Below are 18,760 nucleotides of genomic sequence, written 5' to 3' on the forward strand. Positions count from 1 at the left end.
GCCGGTGGGTCGTGAGTGGCGATTCGGGAGACACCGCCTAATCGAGCAACCGCCGGATATGCGCGGTGGCGGCACTGAATTCCGGCCGCGCCAACGTTTCCGAGTACTCCCGCTCCTCCGGCAGGTCCACCGGGAGCTGTTCCCGCACCGTCCCCGGCCTCGCGGTCATCACCACCACCCGGTTCGCCAGGTAAACCGCCTCGGCGATGGAATGCGTGACGAGCAGGACAGTCGTGCCCGTCTCGCGCCAGATCCGCCGCAGTTCGACGTTCATCCGCTCGCGGGTGAGCGCGTCCAGCGCGCCGAACGGTTCGTCCATCAGCAGCACCCGCGGCCGGTGCAACAGCGCGCGGCACAACGCGACCCGTTGCTGCATCCCACCGGAAAGCTCGTGGGGCAAGGCATTCTCGAAACCGGCGAGCCCGGTCATCGCGATCAGTTCGTCCGCCCGGCGGGCCGCCTCGGCCGCGGGCATCCCGCGCATCTCGGCCTGGAGCAGGATGTTGCGCCGGACCGAACGCCACTCCAGTAGTGCCGCGCGCTGGAAGACGTAGCCGATGTCGTGCCGTGGCCCGGTGACCGGTTCGCCGAGCAGCCGCACCACGCCCGAAGACGGCTTGAGCAGCCCGGAAACGAGTTTCAGCAACGTCGACTTCCCGCAGCCCGACGGCCCCACGATCGAGACGAACTCGCCGGGCTCGACGGACAGGGAGACCTCACGGATCGCGGTGACGTCGATCTTCTTGGAGCGGAAGCGCACGGCGGCGGAGTCGAGTTCGACCGCGGCCGTGCCGATGGTCACGGTCATCCTCGGGGTGCCACGCTTTCTTCCCAGTACGCGCCCGGATCCTGCGCCTTCGAGATCACGCCGGTCCGCAGGAACGTGTCGATCGTCGCTTTCCAGTCCGCGGCGGAGTTCACGCCCGGCCCGGAACTCTTGGTCGTGTCGGTGTGCAGCAACGTCAAGGTGGTCTTGAACTGCTCCAGCAGGACGGTGGGCGACGGCAACTGCTGCGACGCCCCCTTCATCGTGTCGACGGCGGCCTGCGGGTCCTTCTCCGCGGCCGACCAGGCTTCCGCCGTGGCCGCGACCATGCGCTTGACCAGATCCGGGTCCTTGGCGAGCGTGCCGCCCGAGGTGATCAGGCCGTTGCTGTAGTAGTTCAGCCCGAATTCGGAGAACCGCAGATACGACACCGGTTTCCCGGCCTTCTCCTGGATCGTCGGCCCCTGGTCGGAGGCGAAGCCGAGCAGGACGTCGGCGCGCCCGGCGAGGACCGCGGCCATCTTGCCAGCCGGGTCGATGTTCTGGACCTGGACGTCGGTCTCGGCCATCCCGTTCTGCTTGAGGAAGGCGGGGAACGTCTTCGTCAGCGCGTCGCCGGCGGTGGTGGCGACCTTGAGTCCCTTGAGGTCCTGTGGCTTGGTGATGTTCTTCTCCCGGAAGAACTGGACCGACGCGGGAGTGGTCTGCAGGAACACGCCGACGCTCTTCACCGCGACACCCTGTTCGACGGCGACGGCCAGTGCCGACGTATCGGCCCAGCCGAAGTCCGTCTGATTCGCCGCGGCCGCCTGCACGGTCTTGCCGGAGCCTTGTCCCGCTTGGATCTTCAGGTCGATCCCGTGCTTGGCGAAGATCCCTTGTTTGACGCCGTAGTAGAAGGGCGCGTGTTCGCCGTACGGATACCAGTTGAGGGTCAGCGTCACCGCCTTGGTGTCCGACCCGGTCCCGCAGGCGGCGATCACCAGGGTCGCGGCGAGCAGAAGGGCGAGTATCGCTGGTTTCCTCATCGCGACCCCTTGTCAGATGGTGGTGGTGACGGCCTCGGCCCGGCGGCTCGCGTGCCACGGCAGTACCAGGCGTTCGACGATTTCGAGCAGGACGAACAGGACGACGCCGACGACGGACATCACGATCAGCCCGGCGAACAGCATCGGGGTGTCGAGATTTCCGTTGGCCTGCAAGATCAGGTAGCCGAGCCCCTCGTTGGCGCCGACGAACTCGCCGACCACCGCGCCGGTGACGGCCAGTGTCACGGCGACCTTGAGGCCCGCGAAAAGCTGTGGCAGCGAGGCGGGGAACCGGATCTTCCAGAACGTCTTGAGTGGGCCGCCGCCCATCACGGACGCGAGCTGCAGCATCTCCGGGTCGACCGATTTCAGCCCGGTGACCATCGAGATCACCACCGGGAAGAACGCGATCAGCACGGCGACGAGGATCTTCGGCTCCAGCCCGAACCCCAGCCACACCACGAACAGCGGCGCGATCGCGATCTTCGGGATCACCTGCGCGAACAGCAGGACCGGGTAGACCGTCCGTTCCACCGTCGGCGAGGACACCAGCGTCACCGCGGTGAGCACGCCGACGAGCGCGGCGAGCACGAAACCCAGCACCGTTTCGTAGGTGGTGACCCACGTGTGCTGCCACAGATAGGGCCACTGACCGATCAGGACGTCCAAAGTGGCCGCGGGCGAGGGCACCAGGTACGGCTCGATGAGCCCCGTGGTGGCCGTCACCAGCTGCCAGCCGAGCACGAGAACGGCGAGCAGGGCGACCGGCCTCCACGTGCGTTCGAGCAGGCCTTCCGCCGCCGTGCCCCGGCGAGTGATCTTCATCGAACCTCCCGCGCCGCCCCAGAATGAAAACGCTTTCTGAAAGCGCTTTCAGGCGTACCGTAGAATCCGCCCGCCACACGGTCAAGGGGGAGGAGCACGAATGGTCCAACAGGCCCAGAGCACCCTCGGCGACGTCGCGAAGGCGGCCGGAGTCTCACTCGCGACCGCGTCCAGGGTGCTCAACGGCACCGCGAGCGTCGGCCCGGCGCTGCGCGACCGCGTGGTGCGGGCGGCCGAAAGCCTGGCCTACTCCCCCAACGCGCACGCGCAGGCACTGGCCCGGTCGTCCAGCCGGACGGTCGGGGTGATCTGCCACGACGTCGGCGACCCGTACTTCGCCGGCATCGCGCGCGGGGTGATGCGCGCGGCGAGCCGCCACGATCTCCAGGTCGTCCTCGGCAGCACGTTCCGCGACCCGGACCGCGAAGTCGCCTACACCTCGATGATGCGTGGCCACCGGGTGCGGGCGATGCTGCTGATCGGCTCCGGTTTCGAGGATCGCGAGCGCCAGGAGGGCCTGCGCCGGGAACTGGACCGCTATCGCGCGACCGGCGGCCGGGTCGCGGTCATCAGCAGGCACCGCGGCCTGCGGGCTGACGCTGTCCTGCCGGAGAACCGGGAAGGCGCCGCCGATCTGGCGCGGGCCCTGCTCGAACTCGGGCACCGCCGGTTCGCCGTGTTGTCCGGTCCCCCGTTGCTCACCACGGTCGTCGACCGGGTCGGCGGTTTCCTCGAAGCCCTCGCCGATGCGGGTGTCACGGTGGAGCGTGAAGACATCGTCGAGGACCCCTTCACCCGCCAGGGCGGTTACACGGCCACTCGGCGGCTCATCGACCGCGGTCTGCGTGCCAGCTGTGTCTTCGCCTCGACCGACGTCATGGCGGCGGGCGCGCTCGCGGCGTTGCGCGAGCGCGGGATCGGTGTGCCCGGCGACGTCTCGCTGGCCGGGTTCGACGACATCGAGATGATCCGCGACCTGACCCCGCCGCTGACCACGGTCGCGTTGCCGCTGGAGGACCTCGGCGAGCGGGTGCTGGAGCTGGCGATGCTGCCGGAACGCGCCGGACGGGCCAGGATCGAACGAGTACCAGGCCACGTCGTCCTGCGCGGAAGCACGGCGCCATTCAGCGGGATCTGAAGGCCACCACGGCGGCCTGATCACCGTCCCGCCACGCCACACCGGCCTCGTCGAACGACCCGGTACCCAGTGCCCTCAGATGCCACGCGGCCGGCGGGTGCCATTCGGCCGAAGGCGCGTCGCCGAACAACCTGGCCCGTTCCGCCACTGCCGGGCCGAGGACCGGATCCGCCGCGACCTGGCCCCACCAAGCGTCCCAGGAGACTCCGCCGTCGTCCGGGATTCCGTGGTCACCCAGGGGTGCCACGGCCTCCGCCTCCGGCATGTCGTCCACGTTGGCCACGAATCCACCGGCGCGCACGAGACCGGCGAGTTCGGTGTACAGCTCGGTCAGCCGGGCGGGCGGCAGGTAGTGCAACGCCATGACCGCGAGCACCGCGTCGTAGCCGACGTGGGGCAGCGAGGTGGTCCACTCCGGATCCCGCAGATCGGCCCGGACCACGTTCACCGCGGACGGCAGGGACGAGCCTGCGATCTTCAGCATCACCGGGTCGAGATCGACCAGTGTGACCTCCGCCCGCGGCACGCGTTCGAGCAGACGGGAACAGAGCGTGCCCGTGCCGCCACCCACGTCCAGCACCCGAGGAGCCGAGCCTTCGCACCGCGTCGCGATCAGCTCGATCATCCGCTCGATCGCTTGTGCGCGCCCTGGCTGATACCTCGCCATGAGGCGTTCCCAGCTGTCATTCCACTGGTCTCCAGTCATGATGACAATGATAATCGATACCACTTTGGTCCCACTGCGTCACGGTTCACCTCCAAGGGGTAGGCGAGGTACGGCCGATCGGCGCAACTTGGCCGATGAAACGTTTGTCATCGCCCGATCGGGGAACTTTTCAGCCATGTCCAGATGGCGAACCACCAGTAGGAGCAACACCGCCGTACGCGTCATCACCGCTGTCGGCGCGCTGTTCGCTTTCATCGAGCTGCTGTACATGGTCATGGTGCTCGCGGGAGCCAACGCGGGCAACGGTTTCTTCATCTTCATCCAGGCGCTGGCGAAGCCGCTGGCGTTGTTCTGGCCGGGGCTTTTCCCGGTGAGTGACCCGAATCTCGCGGTCATCCTCGACTACGGTCTGGCCGCGGCGTTCTGGGTGATCCTGGCGGGTGTCATCGCCCGTTTCGCGGCCCGCTGACCCCCCTGCGGCAGCGATCGGCGTCCCGTTCGGCGACACTGGTCGGATGAGCGAAGGCAGATGGTTCGACCTGAACCCCCTTCCCGAGCTGTTCGGCCTGGCCGCCGCCGGACGGGCGCTGTTGCCGAACGTGCCCGTGACCCCGGCCGCGGTACTGAAGACCGTGACCGAACAGCTGGTCGGGCGACGACTGACGACGAAGGTGGACGGGCACGACGTCGGGCTCACCCTGACCGAACTCGACTACCAGGCCGACAGCCTCAGCCTGGCCGCCACCGGCCGGATCGGCGACGTCCGCATCGTCGTGGAGGACGTCGACTGGCCGGAGACCCCGCTGAGTCGTATCACCGTGCTGGCGTCGAACGTCCGCCTCCGCTCGCTTCCCTCCCCCGCCGCCATCCCCGAACAGGTGAAGTTGGCGATCCGGGTGGCCCCCGAAATCCTGCGGGCACGGGTGGCCGAGATCCGGCCGGGCATCATCGTGACCCCCGGCGAGGACGGGCATTTCCACGTCCGCTGGGAAAAGCGGCCCCATTGGGGACATCTCGCCCTGGAGTCCACAGTGGAGGATGACTCGGTCGTCCTCCGGCCGATGGCCGTCCACATCGGACGGCGCCGGTTCGGCCCGCCGTCCCGCCTCAAGCCGATCGTGCTGCCCCTGCCGGAACTCCCGCGAGGGATCCGGCTCACCGCTGTCGAGGCACACGACGGCCACCTCGTTCTGCACGCGCTGGCCGAAGAATGGCCGGAGAAGCTGTCCACCATCCCGCTCGGCGACCTGCTGGGCTGGGTGACGACGGCGGTCACCACGCTGACCCTGCCGAAACTCGGCGGGCGCTGACCCCCGCCACCGCGGGGGTGGCGAGGGCCAGCATCGGCGATCAGAGGATCAGCTGTGCAGTGAACCCTCCGCGACGCGCACCGGGGGCGTGGCCGCGGCGCTTTCCGCCTGCGTTCCGGCGGAACGCACGAGGCCCGCCGACTTCCCGCAGACCTTCTTCTTCTCGTCCGAGGTCATCTTCTTGCCGACGGTCCTGGTCTGGCCGACGACACCAGGAGCCGGGCCTTCGCCGCTGAAGTTCCAGACGTACCACTGGTGGTGTCCCCATTTGCGCTTGTCGTACCACATGTCGTACGAACCGCTGGCCACCCGCATCACCGGTGAGCGGTCCAGGCCCGCCCAGTAGCCGGGGTTGACCTCGATCCGGGTCTCGACGCTTTCGCTGGTCTCCCAGCCCCATTCCTGGCCCCACGTCCGCTTGTAGGCGACCGTCCACTGGACGAGGAACTCGAAGCCCGCGCTCACGCTGATCTCGTTCGAGACCGTGTTCTTCCCGCTGCGGGTGTCCCGCTTGCCGATCACCTGGGTGATCTTGTTGGAGCTGCAGTTGAACACCGTGTCCACGCGGCCCCAGTCGCCGTAGAAGTCCTGGCCGCGCTGGTCGACGTGCGCGTTGCAGTTCTTGGTGGCGCGGCCGCAGTCCTTGAGCAGTTCGGCGCGGGAGGGTCCGCGCGAATACACCACCGAGCTGCCGAGGTCGTTCATGTTCGACCCGTAGTTGCCGCTGTCGTTGGCGTACCACTCCTGGCTGGCGCCCTGGTATTCGGCGTCCGAGTACATCGTGATGTAGCAGTTGTTGAAGGTCTGGAACGAGGAGATCTTGTCGTTCCAGCCGCCGAGGAAGCCGATGGTCTGGTTGGTCCCCTCGACGCACGGCGACCCGGTGACGGCGACGCTCGCGCCGCCGAAGTTCGCGTGTTCGTACAGCACGCTGATCACCGTGGCGGAGACACCCACCTTGCCCGCGGACGCCGCGGCGAGCGATTCCTCGACGCTGCCGAAGCACCGGAACGCTTCACTCGCCGTGTCCGCGACGCAGTGGTCGTCGCGCTGCTCGGCGTTCGCCGGGACACCACCGGCCAGGCATACCATCATCGCGGCCAGAACGGCCGCCCCAAATCTGTACTTACGCACGTCTGAGCTCCTTAGGAGAGACGGAATCCGACCACGACCGGATCGGCGTCGCCCAGTCCAGCGCAGGAAACCCCGGCTTGCCCATGCAGAACAACCGGCAGACTCAGACCGGTAACCGATGAACGGGACGCCCTATCACGCGTGATCCCGCAGGCCTTACCCGTGATTGGACGGAGATCTCCCGTGATTGGGCGGAGATCACGCAGATCTCCGTCCAATCACGCGTAACCTCCGTCTGATCACGCGTGATCTCCGTCTGTGGCACGAAACCAAACGTCAAGCAAGCAGGATCACGCGACACCAGTGTCCTGCGCCGGAAGTTCGTGCCTTGAGTCCGCGTGGGGCTGAAGGGGATTTTCCCCTCGTCTCACGCGGTGAAGGGTGCTTTACCCGCATCGCATGCGGTGAAAGTCCCCTTCAGCCCCACAAGAACTGATCACGCGACGCTAGGCCTCTTGGTCCCGCTCCCGCAGATAACGCGTGTGGTCGGCCGACTGGTTGACGTCGCCGGCGTAGAACCGTTCCGCGACCCGGTGTGCTTCGGTCTCCAGCAGTTCCAGCTGCGTGAGGAGTTCGTCGGACGCGCTCGGCGCGCCACTCGCCCGCCGTTTCGCGGCGAACCACCACGGCAGGTTGAGGTACGTCTGCACGGAAAGCGGCAGATCCGTCCGCGCCAGCCTGGTGACGGCGTGCTGGACGTCCGGATTGCCGGACAGTCGATCCGGCCGCGAGAGCAGGTCGTCGAGCACCTCGGCGATCCGCCGTACACCGTCCACAGAGGACTCCGGCATCCGCTGCGCGTGCGCGGTCACCTTGTCCACCAACGAGACGAGGTCCGCGCGAAGCTGCCCGGCCTCGGCGACGGCGTCCACCGAGACCAGCCGGACCCGTTCGGGCGGCGCGAGCAGGGCGAAGACCCCGTACAGCCCGGCGACGACCACCGGCCAGAGCCCGCCGACGACGCCGGTCAGGTACAGCGCGAGCCCGATCAGCCCGCCGACGCAGCCGGCGAGGTTCTTCGTGGAGCCGAGGTACCGGATCATTGGTACCCGCGGATTTCCTGGAACACCTTGGGCAGCACGTCACCGCGTGCGTCGAACACGTTGCCGCCGGTGCGTTTCGCGACCTCGCCGAGTTCGGCGGAGTCGCCCTCACCGAAGATCACGGTGAACACCGGGATCTGCCGCATCGCCTCTGGCAGCGACGGGAACTTCCGCTGGAAGTCCGCGAACGTGGACCCGCTCGCGTTCTCCCCGTCGGTCATCAGCACGATCGAGGTGAACCGGTCGGGATCGCGCGCGACCAGCGGGCCCATGATGCTGTACGCACGCTCAAGGCTGTCGTAGATCGCCGTGCCGCCGTTCGCGTCGAGGCCCTCCGCGAAGTTCTTGATCTTGTCCAACGCGGGCTGGGGATCGCCTTCCGGCACGGCGAACGTCTCCGGTCTGCGGGGAACGGTGTCGAACGGCAGCATCGTGACCTCTTCACGGCTGCGGAACCGGCGGTACCGCCCGGTCAGCGAGCCGTCGGCGCCGGTCAGCCCGATCAGCGCGGTGCGCAGTGATTCGATCCGGTCACCCGCCATCGAACCAGAGGTGTCGAGCACGTACAGCGTCCGCGACGGGCGCCGGATCTTGTCGAAGTAGGCGCCGAGCAGCGCGTCGACGGCCTGCTGTGTCGCGGGGAACGGCAGTTCCACCAAGTCTTTCCGTGCGAACTGCTGTCCTAATTGGACTCCCGGGACGACGGGGCGGCGCTGCGTGGTCTCCATGATCTTCCGCTGCGTGTCCGGCGTCCGGAGCCGCTCGGCGAGCTTGCGGTGCGCGTCCCGCGCGTCGGAGTTCGCACTCTGCAACAACGTCAGCGGATAGTCGGCGGTGACCACGCCATCGGAGGGGTACACCAGCGTCAGCGGTTCGGGGAGCTTGCCGCTCGCGTTCATCGACAGCAGGACGGACTCGTAGTTGATCAGGCCGTCGACCTTCTTGCCGGGGTCCGCTCCGGTCGCGCGCCGTTGGTAGGCCTCGGAAAGCCAGCCGGACGAACCCGCCGACATCGCCTGCGCGCTGAAGAACTCGGTCAGTTTCGGGGTGACGGAAGCGATCTGCTGCGCGTCGATCGCGTTCCCGGCGCCCGCGAGCGCCGACGCGACCCCGACGAGTGCCGAGAAGCCGGAGTTCGACGCCGACGGATCGGTCATGCCGTAGGTGAAGGCCTTCTTCCCGGCCTGTTCGGCGATCTCACCCCAGCTCACCGGTCGCCCGGCCCAGCCGAGCCGCTGCGCCGCCGACGCGGAAAGCCCGAGCACCACCGGCGAGCTCATGATCTTCACCTGCTCACCCAGCCGCTTCGCCGCTTCGGGAACCGCCGCGGGGTAACGGTTCGACGAGAACCAGACGGCGTCGTACTGGCCGTCCGCCTTCCCTCCTCCCAGCGATTCGGTGCCTTCCAGCGTCCCGGTGAACTGGAACTTGACCTTGACCCCGGTCGCCGCCGCTTCCTGTTCCAGCAACGGCTGCATGTCCGCGAGTTCGCTGCCCGCGAGCACTCGCAGCGTGCCCGGCTCGGCCTCCCCCAGGTTCCGCGTGTCGCCTTCGCTCGAATCACAGGAAACGAGTGACAGCGCGCAGATCGCGCTGATCGCCAAAACCGTCCAGCGTTTCACGATGCCCCCTCGGCCGTCGCCGTCTCGTGAGACCGGCGCAGATGGTCTTCGGCCCGCCGGATCTCGCCGGACAACGCCTCCACGGTCGCCGCCATCGTCGAGACGGCCCCCGCCTTGAACTCGTCGATCGCGTCGATACTGCGGTAGATCCGCTCGAACGACTCGCGGATCGTCGCCACCGCGACCGCCGGATCACTGCCCGCGCGCTGGATCTCGGCGCTGCGCAGCTCCAGCATCTCGGCGTTGGCCCGGATCAGCCCGTCAGTAGTGGCTTGCACGGCTTGGATCTCGTCGAGGACGTCGCGCTGCCCGGCGAGCGCGCCGCTCACCAGCAGCGCGACCCGCAGCGCCGCGACCGTGGTCGACACCGCCCGCTCGATCCCCCGGATCAGCTCGTCGTTGTTGCGCCGCACCAGATCCAGCGCCAGATAACCCTGCGCGCTGACCGCGAGCTGGGTCAGCAGATCCTGGTGCCGCTGCCGGATCGGGTGCACCGCGTCGGCCCGCAGGGACTTGGCCCGCGCGGGATCGGTGAAGTCGAAGATCCCCGCCTGGCGGTCGACCGCCGTGTCGACGGCCTCGGCGAACGCGGCCGCCTCGGACAGCTTGCCGAGCGTCCCCCACAGTCGTTCCCGCTCGCCCTTGAGCGCGGCGTTGTCGCGGCGCAGCACGTCCTGCCGCGCACGCAGGTCCAAGACCAGCGCGTTCACCGGTTCGTTGGCCGCGCGATAGCGGTCCAGCGCCTTCTTCGCGCTGCCCGCGACCGGGATCAGTCCCATCAGCTTGCGGCCGGTGATCGGCAGTTTCGCCGGGTCGATCTCCGCGACCGCCCGCCGCAATCCGGCCAGGCTCACCGTCGCTTGTTGTTGCGGCGACGCGATTTCCCCGCGAGTCCCGGCGAGCGCCCGCGTCGACCGGTCGAGCAGCGCCCCCGCGACCGACGCCGCCGCGCGCATGTCGGACTCGCCGACCGCGAGCAGTTCGTCCATGACCCGGGTGAATTCCGGCGATCGGACGTCGAGCGCTTCGAGCCGCTCGGCGAACTTCTCCGCGCGGCGCGCGACTTCGGCGTGCACCTCCGGGCCGAGGGTGACCAGGCCGGCGGCCCGCTCGGCCGGGATCGCCTCCACCGGTTCGGGTGGAGTGAGCGTGAAATCGTCCATCAGTACTGTTTCTTCACGGCGTCGAGCAGGCGCTCCAGGGTTTCGTACGACGGCGGTTCGACGGCGTCCACCAGATCGGCGGGCACCGGCGCCTTGGCCGCGGCGACGACGTCGGCGAACAACCGGGGGTCGCCGGTGCGGAAACCGAAGGTGGCGGCGAGTTTCCCCAGTTCCGGGTCGGTCGCGAGCAGCCTTCCGACCTGATCACCGCGTTCCTTCAGTGGCACGAGCGTGTGCTTCGAGTACACCGTCGGCGCGGTGTAGAGCAGGCGCATGTCGGGCCGGATCGAACCGTCCGCGCGCACCAGCCTGTCGACGAACTGCGACTCGTAGATCAGCGCCAACGGCGTCTTGCCCATCCCCGCGGCGAGGTAGTCCTCGAACGGGCCTTCGGTGGTGTTCTGCGTGTAACCCTGGTCGATGAACAGCTTCGACACCCCGGGCAGCACCTTCGCCTCGGCTTCGGGCGTGCTGACCACGTTGTTCCCGTTGGCGACGAAGGAAACGATCGACAGGTACATCGCCGCCGAGTTCGATTCACGCGGATCCGTGGTCGTGACCAGCACGTTCTTGCGTGCCGGGAAGGCGGTGTTGCCGGGCAACTGGTCCCAGCGCGTGCCTTTCTGCGTGAGTTCGAGGTACTTCGCGATGTCGAGCACCTGGTAGTCCCCGGCGCCCTTGCGCACGATCCCATTGGCGCTCAAGAGGTTCACGATCGGCTCGAAGGTCGCGACCGCCATCGGCGACTGGAACGGCGTGTGGACGCCGGTCACCTTGTGGTCGCGCTGGATCCGCTGTGCGGCGGGCGACGACGACGGGAACGCGAACTCGTACTTGCCGAGGTCCATGCTCGCGATCTGCCGCGAACCGGCGGTGTCGACCTCGACCTTCAGCCCGTGCTTGGCGAAGGCGTCCGCCACCCGCTTGTCGGCGAAGAACGCCAGCTTCTCCGAGCCGATGACTCCACGCACCGTGGTCAGATCGGTACCCTGCGCGGTGTTTTCGTCACCGCCCCGGCCCCAGACGATCACGGCCACCACGGCCAGCAGCAGCACCACAGCCAGGCCGATCGACAGACGGCGTTTCACCGACCCCACCCCCCTCGTTCACAAGCCTGATCCTTCAGCCCGTTCACCTCTTTTGACGCGCGGGCGAGCCATTTCGAAGTGAACGGTCAATGAACGGCAGACGTCGTCAGATCCTGACGAAATGGTGAGGTAAAAGGAAAATCGGCGCGGGTTGCGTGGTTCCCCAAGTACATGAAGGCCCCCTTCCTGTACCTAGGCGCAAGGAAGGGGGCCTTCATGTACTTCAGACGAGCTCCCCGTCAGATCACGGACTGCTCCGAGACCGGCAGGCATACGGTGAACCGCGTGTCCCCGGCTGCCGACTCGACCCGGAGGTCGCCCTGGTGCCTTTCGACGACGATGCGCCAGGAGATGTCCAGGCCGAGCCCGGTCCCCTGCCCCACCGGTTTCGTGGTGAAGAACGGTTCGAAGATCCGCTGCCGGATCTCCGCCGGGATCCCCGGCCCGGTGTCGCCGATCTCGACGTGCACGTGATCGTCCACTCTGGACGTCCGCAGGGTCAGCGAGCCCTCGGTACCCATGGCACCGAGCGCGTTGTCGATGATGTTCGTCCAGACCTGGTTCAGTTCACCCGCGTACGCCGGGATCCTCGGTACCGTCTGGTCGTACTCCTTCACGACGGTGATCCCCGGCGCGATCTTCCCGGCCAGCATGACGAGCGTGGAGTCGAGTCCTTCGTGGACGTCGATCCACTGGTGCGGCGCCCGGTCCATTTGGGAGTACTGCTTGGCCTTGCCGACCAGCACCGAGATCCGCGTCGTCGAATCCTCGATCTCGCCCATCAGCATCTCGGTCTCGAGCGCGTACGCCAGCCAGCGGACGGCGCCGTCGAGGAAGGTCTCCCCGACCGAGTCGAGCAGCCGGTCCAGATCGGGCACGGTCAGCCCGGCGCGGACGTAGATGTCGGCGAGATCCCAGCCCTGGTCGATGTCGTGGCCGTCGAACCAGTCGCCGATCTCGTCCTCACGGTCGGCCTGTTGCATCGCGGTCAGCTTCGGCGCCGACGCGACCTGCTTGACCAGCTGCTCCTGGATCTCGAGCAACTGCTCCAGCAACGTGGGGTCGACGTTCTTCTTCGCCAGCATCGCGAGTTTGTGCCGCATCCCCGCGACCCGCTCCCGCAGCGAGGCCGTCGCCCGCACGGCGGCCGCGGCCGGGTTGTTGAGTTCGTGGGTCAGCCCGGCGGAAAGCTCACCGAGCGCGAGCAGCCGCCGCCGCGAGCCGATCACGGTGTCGCTGTTGCGCCAGCCGAGGTACATGCCCTCCAGCAGATGCGTCGCCATCGGGAACCAGCGGCGGAACTCGGTGGCGAACTCGGCCGCGGGCAGGGTCAGGAAGATGAGGTCGCTGACCGCGTGCACCGAACCGCCGTAGGTGTGTTCGGTCTCCTGGTGCACGAAGAACTGGGTCGCGCCGCAGTACGCGCCGCGCTGGTCGGACCGGATCGTCTCGACCTCGGTCCCGCCGACGAGCCGCGTCATCCTCAGCGCGCCGGACAGCAGGATGTAGAAACAGGTGGCCGGTTCACCCTCACGCATGACCGTGGTGCCGCCGTCGTACTGCTCCAGCACGGCGTGTTCGTCGATCCAGTCGAGCTGGTCCTCACTGAGGTGCTCGAAGAGGAAGAGCCCGCGCAGTTCCTCCCTGGGCAGAACGCTCATTGCTCCTCCGAATTTTTGTCGGTGGGTCGGGCTACGGTTTCGTTGTGTCCCGTTTTCGTTTGTTGCCGACAGCCGCGCAGGAGGCCCGGCTGCTTGAGCATTGCGCGCACGCGCGGTTCATCTGGAACCCCGCGGTGACTGCGCGAGGAGGCGGGGCATCGGCCCGGCCTGCGAACCGCGAACTCCAACTCGCGACCTCGGCCATCCGGCAGAAGTCGTGAAGGTGAAATCCCCCGGTTGTCCGACCGTGGGGAGGACGTCAATGTTCCTCCAGATAGCGATGAACCAGGGTGACCGCCATGGCACCTTCGCCTACAGCCGAGGCGACGCGTTTCACCGACGCCGCGCGGACATCGCCCGCCACGAACACTCCTGGGACGGACGATTCGAGGTAGTGCGGGTCGCGGTCCAGCGGCCAGCCCGGCGGCGGGGTGCCGTCGGTGAGCAGATCGGGGCCGGTCCGCACGAAACCGTGGTCGTCGCGCTGGATTTCCGTGCCCAGCCAGTCGGTGCGCGGTGCCGCGCCGATGAAGATGAACAGGTGACCGGTGGGCACGGTCTCGGTCGCACCACCGTTCTCGCACAGGGTCAGCTGTTCGAGGTGGTCTTCGCCGTGCGCCTCGACCACCGTGGTCCGGGTGCGGACGTGGATGTTCCCGATCGCCGCGATCTGCTCGATCAGGTAATGCGACATCGACGCTTCGAGCGACTGGCCGCGGACGAGGATGGTGACCTCGGCGGCGTGTTTGGAGAAGAAGACGGCCGCCTGGCCCGCCGAGTTCGCGCCGCCGACGATGTAGACGTGCTCGCCCTTGCACTCGGGCGCCTCGGTGGCGGCGGAGCCGTAGTAGACGCCGCGGCCGGCGAGGTCGGCGATGCCCTTGGCTTCCAACGCGCGGTAGTTGACGCCGCTGGCCAGCACCACGGAATGCGCGGCGATCTCGGTCCCGTCACCGAACAGCACGACCCGCGCCGAACCGCGCGCCTCCAGGCCCACGACGTCACGCGTGGTCAACACCTCGGCACCGAACTTCAGCGCCTGCCGCCGCGCGCGATCGGTGAGCTGGGCGCCGGAGACGCCGTCGGGGAAGCCTAGGTAGTTCTCGATGCGGGAACTGGTGCCCGCTTGCCCGCCGGTGGCCTTGCGCTCGACGATGACCGTCCGCAGTCCCTCCGACGCGCCGTACACGGCCGCCCCGAGCCCGGCGGGCCCGCCGCCGATGACGATCAGGTCGTAGAACTCCTGCGCGGGCCGCGTGGACAGGCCGACCGCGTCGGCGAGTTCCGGCCCGGACGGCTGGCGCAGCACCGTGCCGTCCGGCGTGACCAGCACCGGGATGTCGTGCGGTGCGGCGTCCGCCGCGTCCAGGATCCGGCGGCCCTCGTCGTCGTCGACGGAGTACCAGCGATACGGCACGGCGTTGCGCGCCAGGAAGTCACGCAGGTGGAATGACGGCGACGAGTACCGGTGGCCGATGAGCTTGATCTCGTCGACCGGCCGCTCCCCCACCGCGCGCCAGGTCTCCACCAGCGCGTCGATGACCGGATAGAGCTTCTCCTCCGGCGGATCCCACGGCTTGAGCAGGTAGTGGTCGACGTCGACCACGTTGATCGCCTGGATCGCGGCGTCGGTGTCGGCGTAGGCGGTCAGCAGCGCGCGGCGGGCGTTCGGGAACAGGTCCATCGCCTTCTCAAGGAAGACGATGCCGTCCATCTGCGGCATCCGGTAGTCGGCGAGGATCGCGGCCACGGCGTCGCCGCGCAGCTTGATCTCGCGCAGCGCGTCGAGCGCGTCGGCACCGGAATCGGCCCGGATGATCCGGTAGTCCTTCCCGTACCGTTTGCGCAGGTCGCGGGCGACCGAACGGGATACGGCGGGATCGTCGTCGACGGTCAACAGGATCGGCTGGCTCACCGGCCCAGCCTAAGCGATCCGGCGTAACGTCGGGCGATGCTCACCGAGGCGGAGCGCGTGCTCCACGACCGTGCGGTCGTCGCCTGCGAGGCGGCCACGATGGCGGGGCTCCCCGGCACCTCTGCTGGACGGCTACGCCGTGCCGGAGCCCAGGTCCACTTGCGACACGCTTTCAGGCCTGCGTGAGTTTGCGCAGGCGGAAGGCCAGGACGAGCAGCATCACGCCGTGCAGCAGGGCGTAGATCCCCACCAGCAGTGCGATTCCGAACGCGCCCGCCAGCGGGTTGAACACGATCACGATGCCCGCGACGAGCGAGAGCGCGCCGGCCGCGATGAGGAAGACCTCGCCCTCGATCTGCTTGCGCAGCCGGATCGCGGCGACGATCTCCATGATGCCGGTGAAGATCGCCCAGAAACCGACCAGCAGGGCCAGCACGAGCACCGTGATGCCCGGCCAGATCAGGACCAGCACCCCGGCGATGATGCCGAACGCGCCGAGGACTCCGTAGGCGGCGCGATGAGCGGCGTCGCCCGGCCGGAAGGCCTGCATCAGGCCGCCGATGCCGTCGAAGATCGCGTAGATGCCGTAGATGATCGCCAGGGCGAGGACGGTCGCTCCCGGCCAGATCAGCGCGAGCACGCCGAACAGGATGGCGAAAACCCCGCGGACGGCGGCGAGCGGCCAGGCCAGGCGGGGTTCGACGACGGTGAGTCCGACGAGAGGCATGTGCCGAGTATCGAAGCGTTGGCGGGAGAGCGCGCGGCACGCCACCCGTTGGGGTGAGGCCGGTGCGCGCCGAGACCGCCATCACGGCGCGCACCGGGGCTCTATCAGGGATACGCGACCAGGTTCGCCACGTTCGTACCCGAATTGGCCGGCCCGCCGCGGTCGTTGACGACCCGGCTGATGGTCCCGTTCCCGCCGAGGGAGACGGCGACCATGCTGCGGAACCGCACGTTCGGGTTGTTCGGCGCTTCGATGGCGCGATCCACGACCACGCTCGGATTCACGTTGAAGTAGCAGTAGCTGCCGAGCCCGTACGCCTCGTGGTCCGTCACCGAGTTCGCCACCTTGTAGGCCGCGTAACCCCTCGTCGTTCCGTTCATCCAGGCGACCTGATTCGGTGGGTCGTAAGGCATTTCGTTCTGGTAGAAGTACGTCCGGCCGCGGTTGCCGTTCCAGATCGTCTGGTACTTCTGGTAATGCTCGACGAACAGGCCGTACATCGTGGCGTCGTCGCCGTTCACGATCAGCCCGGTGTCGGCGGTGTTGGTGTTCCACCCGACCCCGCTGCCGTGGTCGGCCCGCCAGATCCACAGATGGTCGCCGATGACGTCGTCACTGTTGACCACCAGGCTGTTCGTGGCCTTGCCGACTCCCGCGCCGCCGACGCGGAAGAACACGTCGTGCAGCGAAGTCGGGTTGGCCGCGTGGTCCTGCGCGGAGTTGGCCGGGCCGACCTCCATCAGCGTGGCCGAATTCGTGGTGCCCGCGTCGATCAGCACGCCCGCCACCTTGACGCCGTCGACGTCGGCCACCGTCATGGCGGTGATGCCGTTGTCCGGGATCAGCGTCGCCAGGCCGAGGCCGAGCACGACGGTGTCCGGCCGGGTCACGCGCAGCGTCTCGTTCAGGTGGTAGACGCCCGGCGTGATCAGGAGGTCCTTGCCCTCGGCGAGGGCGGCATTGATCTGCGACGCCGTCGTACCAGGCTTCGCGATGAAGAACCGGCTGATCGGCAGCGACGATCCCGGCTGGTTGGCACCCCATGTGATGCCCGACGCGTTAGTTCGCTTGGCAGGCACGAAGACCTGGTACGCCCCCGCGTTGTCGACGTAGAGGAACGGCTTCTCCCGCACGATCGGCGTCGTGTTCACCGTGGTGTACGGCGGATTCGGGAAACTGGTCGACGGCGCGCCGTCGACGCCGGCGAACACCATGTTCCAGTTGGAGCCGCTCCAGCCGCCGAACTGCGAGTTGCGCGAGATCCACTGCTGCTGCGAGCCGGACCGGACCTGGCCGTCGACCTTGACGTCGGACATCCAGCCGCCGCTGGACCAGCCGCCGTCGTCGAGTTGCAGATTGCCGCGGACGTGCATCCGACGGTAGGGCGCGGCCTGCGAAACGGCCCACCGATCGGTGCCGCCCGCCGGGTTGACCGACAGGTTTTCCGCGCCACGCCAGAAGTTCTGCGTCGCGTTACCTTGGAACCAGTCGGCCTCCGCGTGCACCGCGCCGTTGATCGTCACGTTGTCCGGAGAGAGCCCGAGGCCCAGTACTTGCGTGTAGAACCCGACGTTGACATCGACGTTGTACGAGCCCGGTTTGAACAGCAACGCGGACCGGCTCGTCCCGAACTGGTTGGTCTCCTGGCGCGAAAACACGCTGTTGACCTGGGACTGGATCGCCGACTGCGACATGCCGGGCTCGAAGACGAGCACGTTCGGCCCGAGGTCGGGGTTGGCGGTGCCGGTGACCGGCATGAGCCGGAAGGACTGCGCGCCGGAGCCGTTGCACGCGTACTGCTGCAACTGCGCGCTGTCCGCGGTCGAGGCACCGGGGATGTCCAGGCACTTGCCGCTGTTGCGGCTGACGAAGTGGTACGCACCACCGGTTTCCTCGACCGGCTGCCACTGCTGGTTGTTCCCGCCGCCGTAGGCCCACAGATGGATCAGCCCGCCGTCGGCCGTCGACACGTCGGCGACGTCCCACACCTGCGCCGGGTCGTTGCGCGTGTTGACCCGGTAGTAGCCACCCGACGTCGGCTGGAACTGCCACTGCTGGGAGAAGGTCTGATTGCAGGCGTACTGCTGGACGACCGTCCCGTTCGCCGACCCGGCGGCCCGCGCGTCGACGCATTTCCCGCTGGTGGCCGTCACGGTGTACCAGGTATGGGGAACGATGGCCGCCTGCGCCGCCGGAGCCACCACGATCAGCGCTCCGACCAGGGAAAACAGGGCTATCAGGGCTGCTCTGGCCCTCATCAGGACCTCCTCCGCGTCATTCGGGCAGGGCGAGCTGAGGCGGAGCCCAGTGGAGACGCGGCGTAGCGGGCGGGGACCTCGGCGTCACGATGGTCAAAAACGTAACGGCGGTCACACTCGGAGTCAATACACGGCTAAAAATAAGTCGCAAAGATGCAGGTCAGCACCACTTTCGACGAGCGAGACCGCACAGGGCGACCCCCGCGCGAACGGCCTCCGCGGGCGGTGTAATGTATGGACACACGAGATGCGGAGTACGACTTCGCTTCGGGGCTATGGCGCAGCTGGTAGCGCACCTCACTGGCAGTGAGGGGGTCAGGGGTTCGAGTCCCCTTAGCTCCACAGTGACGAAACACCGCCCACCTGGCAAATAAGCCGAGGTAGGGCGGTTTTTTCGTTCCACCTCACTTTGAGA

At 67.8% G+C, this 18,760-nt stretch carries 17 protein-coding genes and 1 tRNA gene; 5 read left to right on the forward strand and 13 right to left on the reverse strand.

Annotated elements, in window-relative coordinates:
- Nucleotides 1-37: 37 nt before the first annotated feature.
- From ACLARN_RS10160 to ACLARN_RS10170, 3 genes are read right to left on the reverse strand one after another with little or no spacing between them, the layout of a single operon-like run.
- Complete coding sequence (locus tag ACLARN_RS10160) at nucleotides 38-796, reverse strand: ABC transporter ATP-binding protein (protein ID WP_409491280.1); 759 nt, start codon at nucleotides 794-796, stop codon at nucleotides 38-40.
- An 8-nt stretch (nucleotides 797-804) separates the two neighbouring features.
- Nucleotides 805-1,794 (reverse strand): ABC transporter substrate-binding protein, encoded by a 990-nt coding sequence (locus ACLARN_RS10165; protein WP_409491073.1) that lies wholly within the window; start codon nucleotides 1,792-1,794, stop codon nucleotides 805-807.
- Nucleotides 1,795-1,806: 12 nt separating this feature from the next.
- The gene (locus ACLARN_RS10170; RefSeq protein ID WP_409491074.1) at nucleotides 1,807-2,619 is read right to left on the reverse strand and encodes an ABC transporter permease; all 813 of its coding nucleotides are present in this window, start codon (nucleotides 2,617-2,619) and stop codon (nucleotides 1,807-1,809) included.
- Nucleotides 2,620-2,719: 100 nt separating this feature from the next.
- On the opposite strand from ACLARN_RS10170, the gene ACLARN_RS10175 reads away from it, so the two are divergent.
- The gene (locus ACLARN_RS10175; protein WP_409491075.1) at nucleotides 2,720-3,757 is read left to right on the forward strand and encodes a LacI family DNA-binding transcriptional regulator; all 1,038 of its coding nucleotides are present in this window, start codon (nucleotides 2,720-2,722) and stop codon (nucleotides 3,755-3,757) included.
- On the opposite strand, the gene ACLARN_RS10180 is transcribed toward ACLARN_RS10175, so the two are convergent.
- Nucleotides 3,744-4,463: a class I SAM-dependent methyltransferase gene (locus ACLARN_RS10180; protein WP_409491076.1), complete on the reverse strand. Its 720-nt coding sequence runs from the start codon at nucleotides 4,461-4,463 to the stop codon at nucleotides 3,744-3,746. The two genes, ACLARN_RS10175 and ACLARN_RS10180, sit on opposite strands and share 14 nt — an antisense overlap.
- 136 nt (nucleotides 4,464-4,599) lie before the next feature.
- Between ACLARN_RS10180 and ACLARN_RS10185 the strand changes: the two genes are divergently transcribed.
- Both ACLARN_RS10185 and ACLARN_RS10190 read left to right on the forward strand, forming a co-directional pair.
- Nucleotides 4,600-4,893: a hypothetical protein gene (locus tag ACLARN_RS10185; protein ID WP_409491077.1), complete on the forward strand. Its 294-nt coding sequence runs from the start codon at nucleotides 4,600-4,602 to the stop codon at nucleotides 4,891-4,893.
- 46 nt (nucleotides 4,894-4,939) lie between these two features.
- Nucleotides 4,940-5,734, forward strand: a complete 795-nt coding sequence (locus ACLARN_RS10190; RefSeq protein ID WP_409491078.1) for a hypothetical protein — start codon at nucleotides 4,940-4,942, stop codon at nucleotides 5,732-5,734.
- Between the two features lie 48 nt (nucleotides 5,735-5,782).
- Here the strand turns inward: ACLARN_RS10190 and ACLARN_RS10195 are convergent, their stop codons facing one another.
- From ACLARN_RS10195 to ACLARN_RS10220, 6 genes are all read right to left on the reverse strand, one after another.
- Nucleotides 5,783-6,868 carry a peptidase inhibitor family I36 protein gene (locus ACLARN_RS10195; protein ID WP_409491079.1) on the reverse strand — a complete coding sequence of 362 codons (1,086 nt, stop codon included), beginning with the start codon at nucleotides 6,866-6,868 and terminating at the stop codon, nucleotides 5,783-5,785.
- A gap of 446 nt (nucleotides 6,869-7,314) precedes the next feature.
- A complete protein-coding gene (locus tag ACLARN_RS10200) occupies nucleotides 7,315-7,911 on the reverse strand; it encodes a hypothetical protein (protein WP_409491080.1) in 597 nt (198 codons plus the stop codon).
- Nucleotides 7,908-9,533 carry a VWA domain-containing protein gene (locus tag ACLARN_RS10205; RefSeq protein WP_409491081.1) on the reverse strand — a complete coding sequence of 542 codons (1,626 nt, stop codon included), beginning with the start codon at nucleotides 9,531-9,533 and terminating at the stop codon, nucleotides 7,908-7,910. Before ACLARN_RS10205 ends, ACLARN_RS10200 begins: the two co-directional genes overlap by 4 nt.
- A complete protein-coding gene (locus ACLARN_RS10210; protein ID WP_409491082.1) occupies nucleotides 9,530-10,696 on the reverse strand; it encodes a toxic anion resistance protein in 1,167 nt (388 codons plus the stop codon). The genes ACLARN_RS10205 and ACLARN_RS10210 overlap by 4 nt, the downstream gene beginning before the upstream one ends.
- Nucleotides 10,696-11,784 (reverse strand): hypothetical protein, encoded by a 1,089-nt coding sequence (locus ACLARN_RS10215; protein WP_409491083.1) that lies wholly within the window; start codon nucleotides 11,782-11,784, stop codon nucleotides 10,696-10,698. Before ACLARN_RS10215 ends, ACLARN_RS10210 begins: the two co-directional genes overlap by 1 nt.
- Nucleotides 11,785-12,023: 239 nt before the next feature.
- A complete protein-coding gene (locus ACLARN_RS10220; protein ID WP_409491084.1) occupies nucleotides 12,024-13,445 on the reverse strand; it encodes an ATP-binding protein in 1,422 nt (473 codons plus the stop codon).
- 44 nt (nucleotides 13,446-13,489) lie between these two features.
- On the opposite strand from ACLARN_RS10220, the gene ACLARN_RS10225 reads away from it, so the two are divergent.
- Nucleotides 13,490-13,666, forward strand: coding sequence for a helix-turn-helix domain-containing protein (locus tag ACLARN_RS10225; protein WP_409491085.1), 177 nt, complete (start codon nucleotides 13,490-13,492; stop codon nucleotides 13,664-13,666).
- Nucleotides 13,667-13,704: 38 nt separating this feature from the next.
- Here ACLARN_RS10225 and ACLARN_RS10230 read toward each other — a convergent pair whose 3' ends face one another.
- The 3 genes from ACLARN_RS10230 to ACLARN_RS10240 all read right to left on the reverse strand — a co-directional run bounded on the left by ACLARN_RS10230 (nucleotide 13,705) and on the right by ACLARN_RS10240 (nucleotide 18,345).
- Nucleotides 13,705-15,360: an FAD-dependent oxidoreductase gene (locus ACLARN_RS10230; protein ID WP_409491086.1), complete on the reverse strand. Its 1,656-nt coding sequence runs from the start codon at nucleotides 15,358-15,360 to the stop codon at nucleotides 13,705-13,707.
- A gap of 172 nt (nucleotides 15,361-15,532) precedes the next feature.
- Nucleotides 15,533-16,087: an HdeD family acid-resistance protein gene (locus ACLARN_RS10235; RefSeq protein WP_409491087.1), complete on the reverse strand. Its 555-nt coding sequence runs from the start codon at nucleotides 16,085-16,087 to the stop codon at nucleotides 15,533-15,535.
- A gap of 104 nt (nucleotides 16,088-16,191) precedes the next feature.
- Nucleotides 16,192-18,345, reverse strand: coding sequence for an RICIN domain-containing protein (locus tag ACLARN_RS10240; protein ID WP_409491088.1), 2,154 nt, complete (start codon nucleotides 18,343-18,345; stop codon nucleotides 16,192-16,194).
- Between the two features lie 269 nt (nucleotides 18,346-18,614).
- Here ACLARN_RS10240 and ACLARN_RS10245 point away from each other — a divergent pair.
- Nucleotides 18,615-18,687 (forward strand) — tRNA-Ala (locus ACLARN_RS10245).
- The last annotated feature ends 73 nt before the right edge of the window (nucleotides 18,688-18,760 follow it).

This window comes from Amycolatopsis sp. cmx-11-12, from assembly GCF_046269425.1.
GTDB lineage: Bacteria > Actinomycetota > Actinomycetes > Mycobacteriales > Pseudonocardiaceae > Amycolatopsis.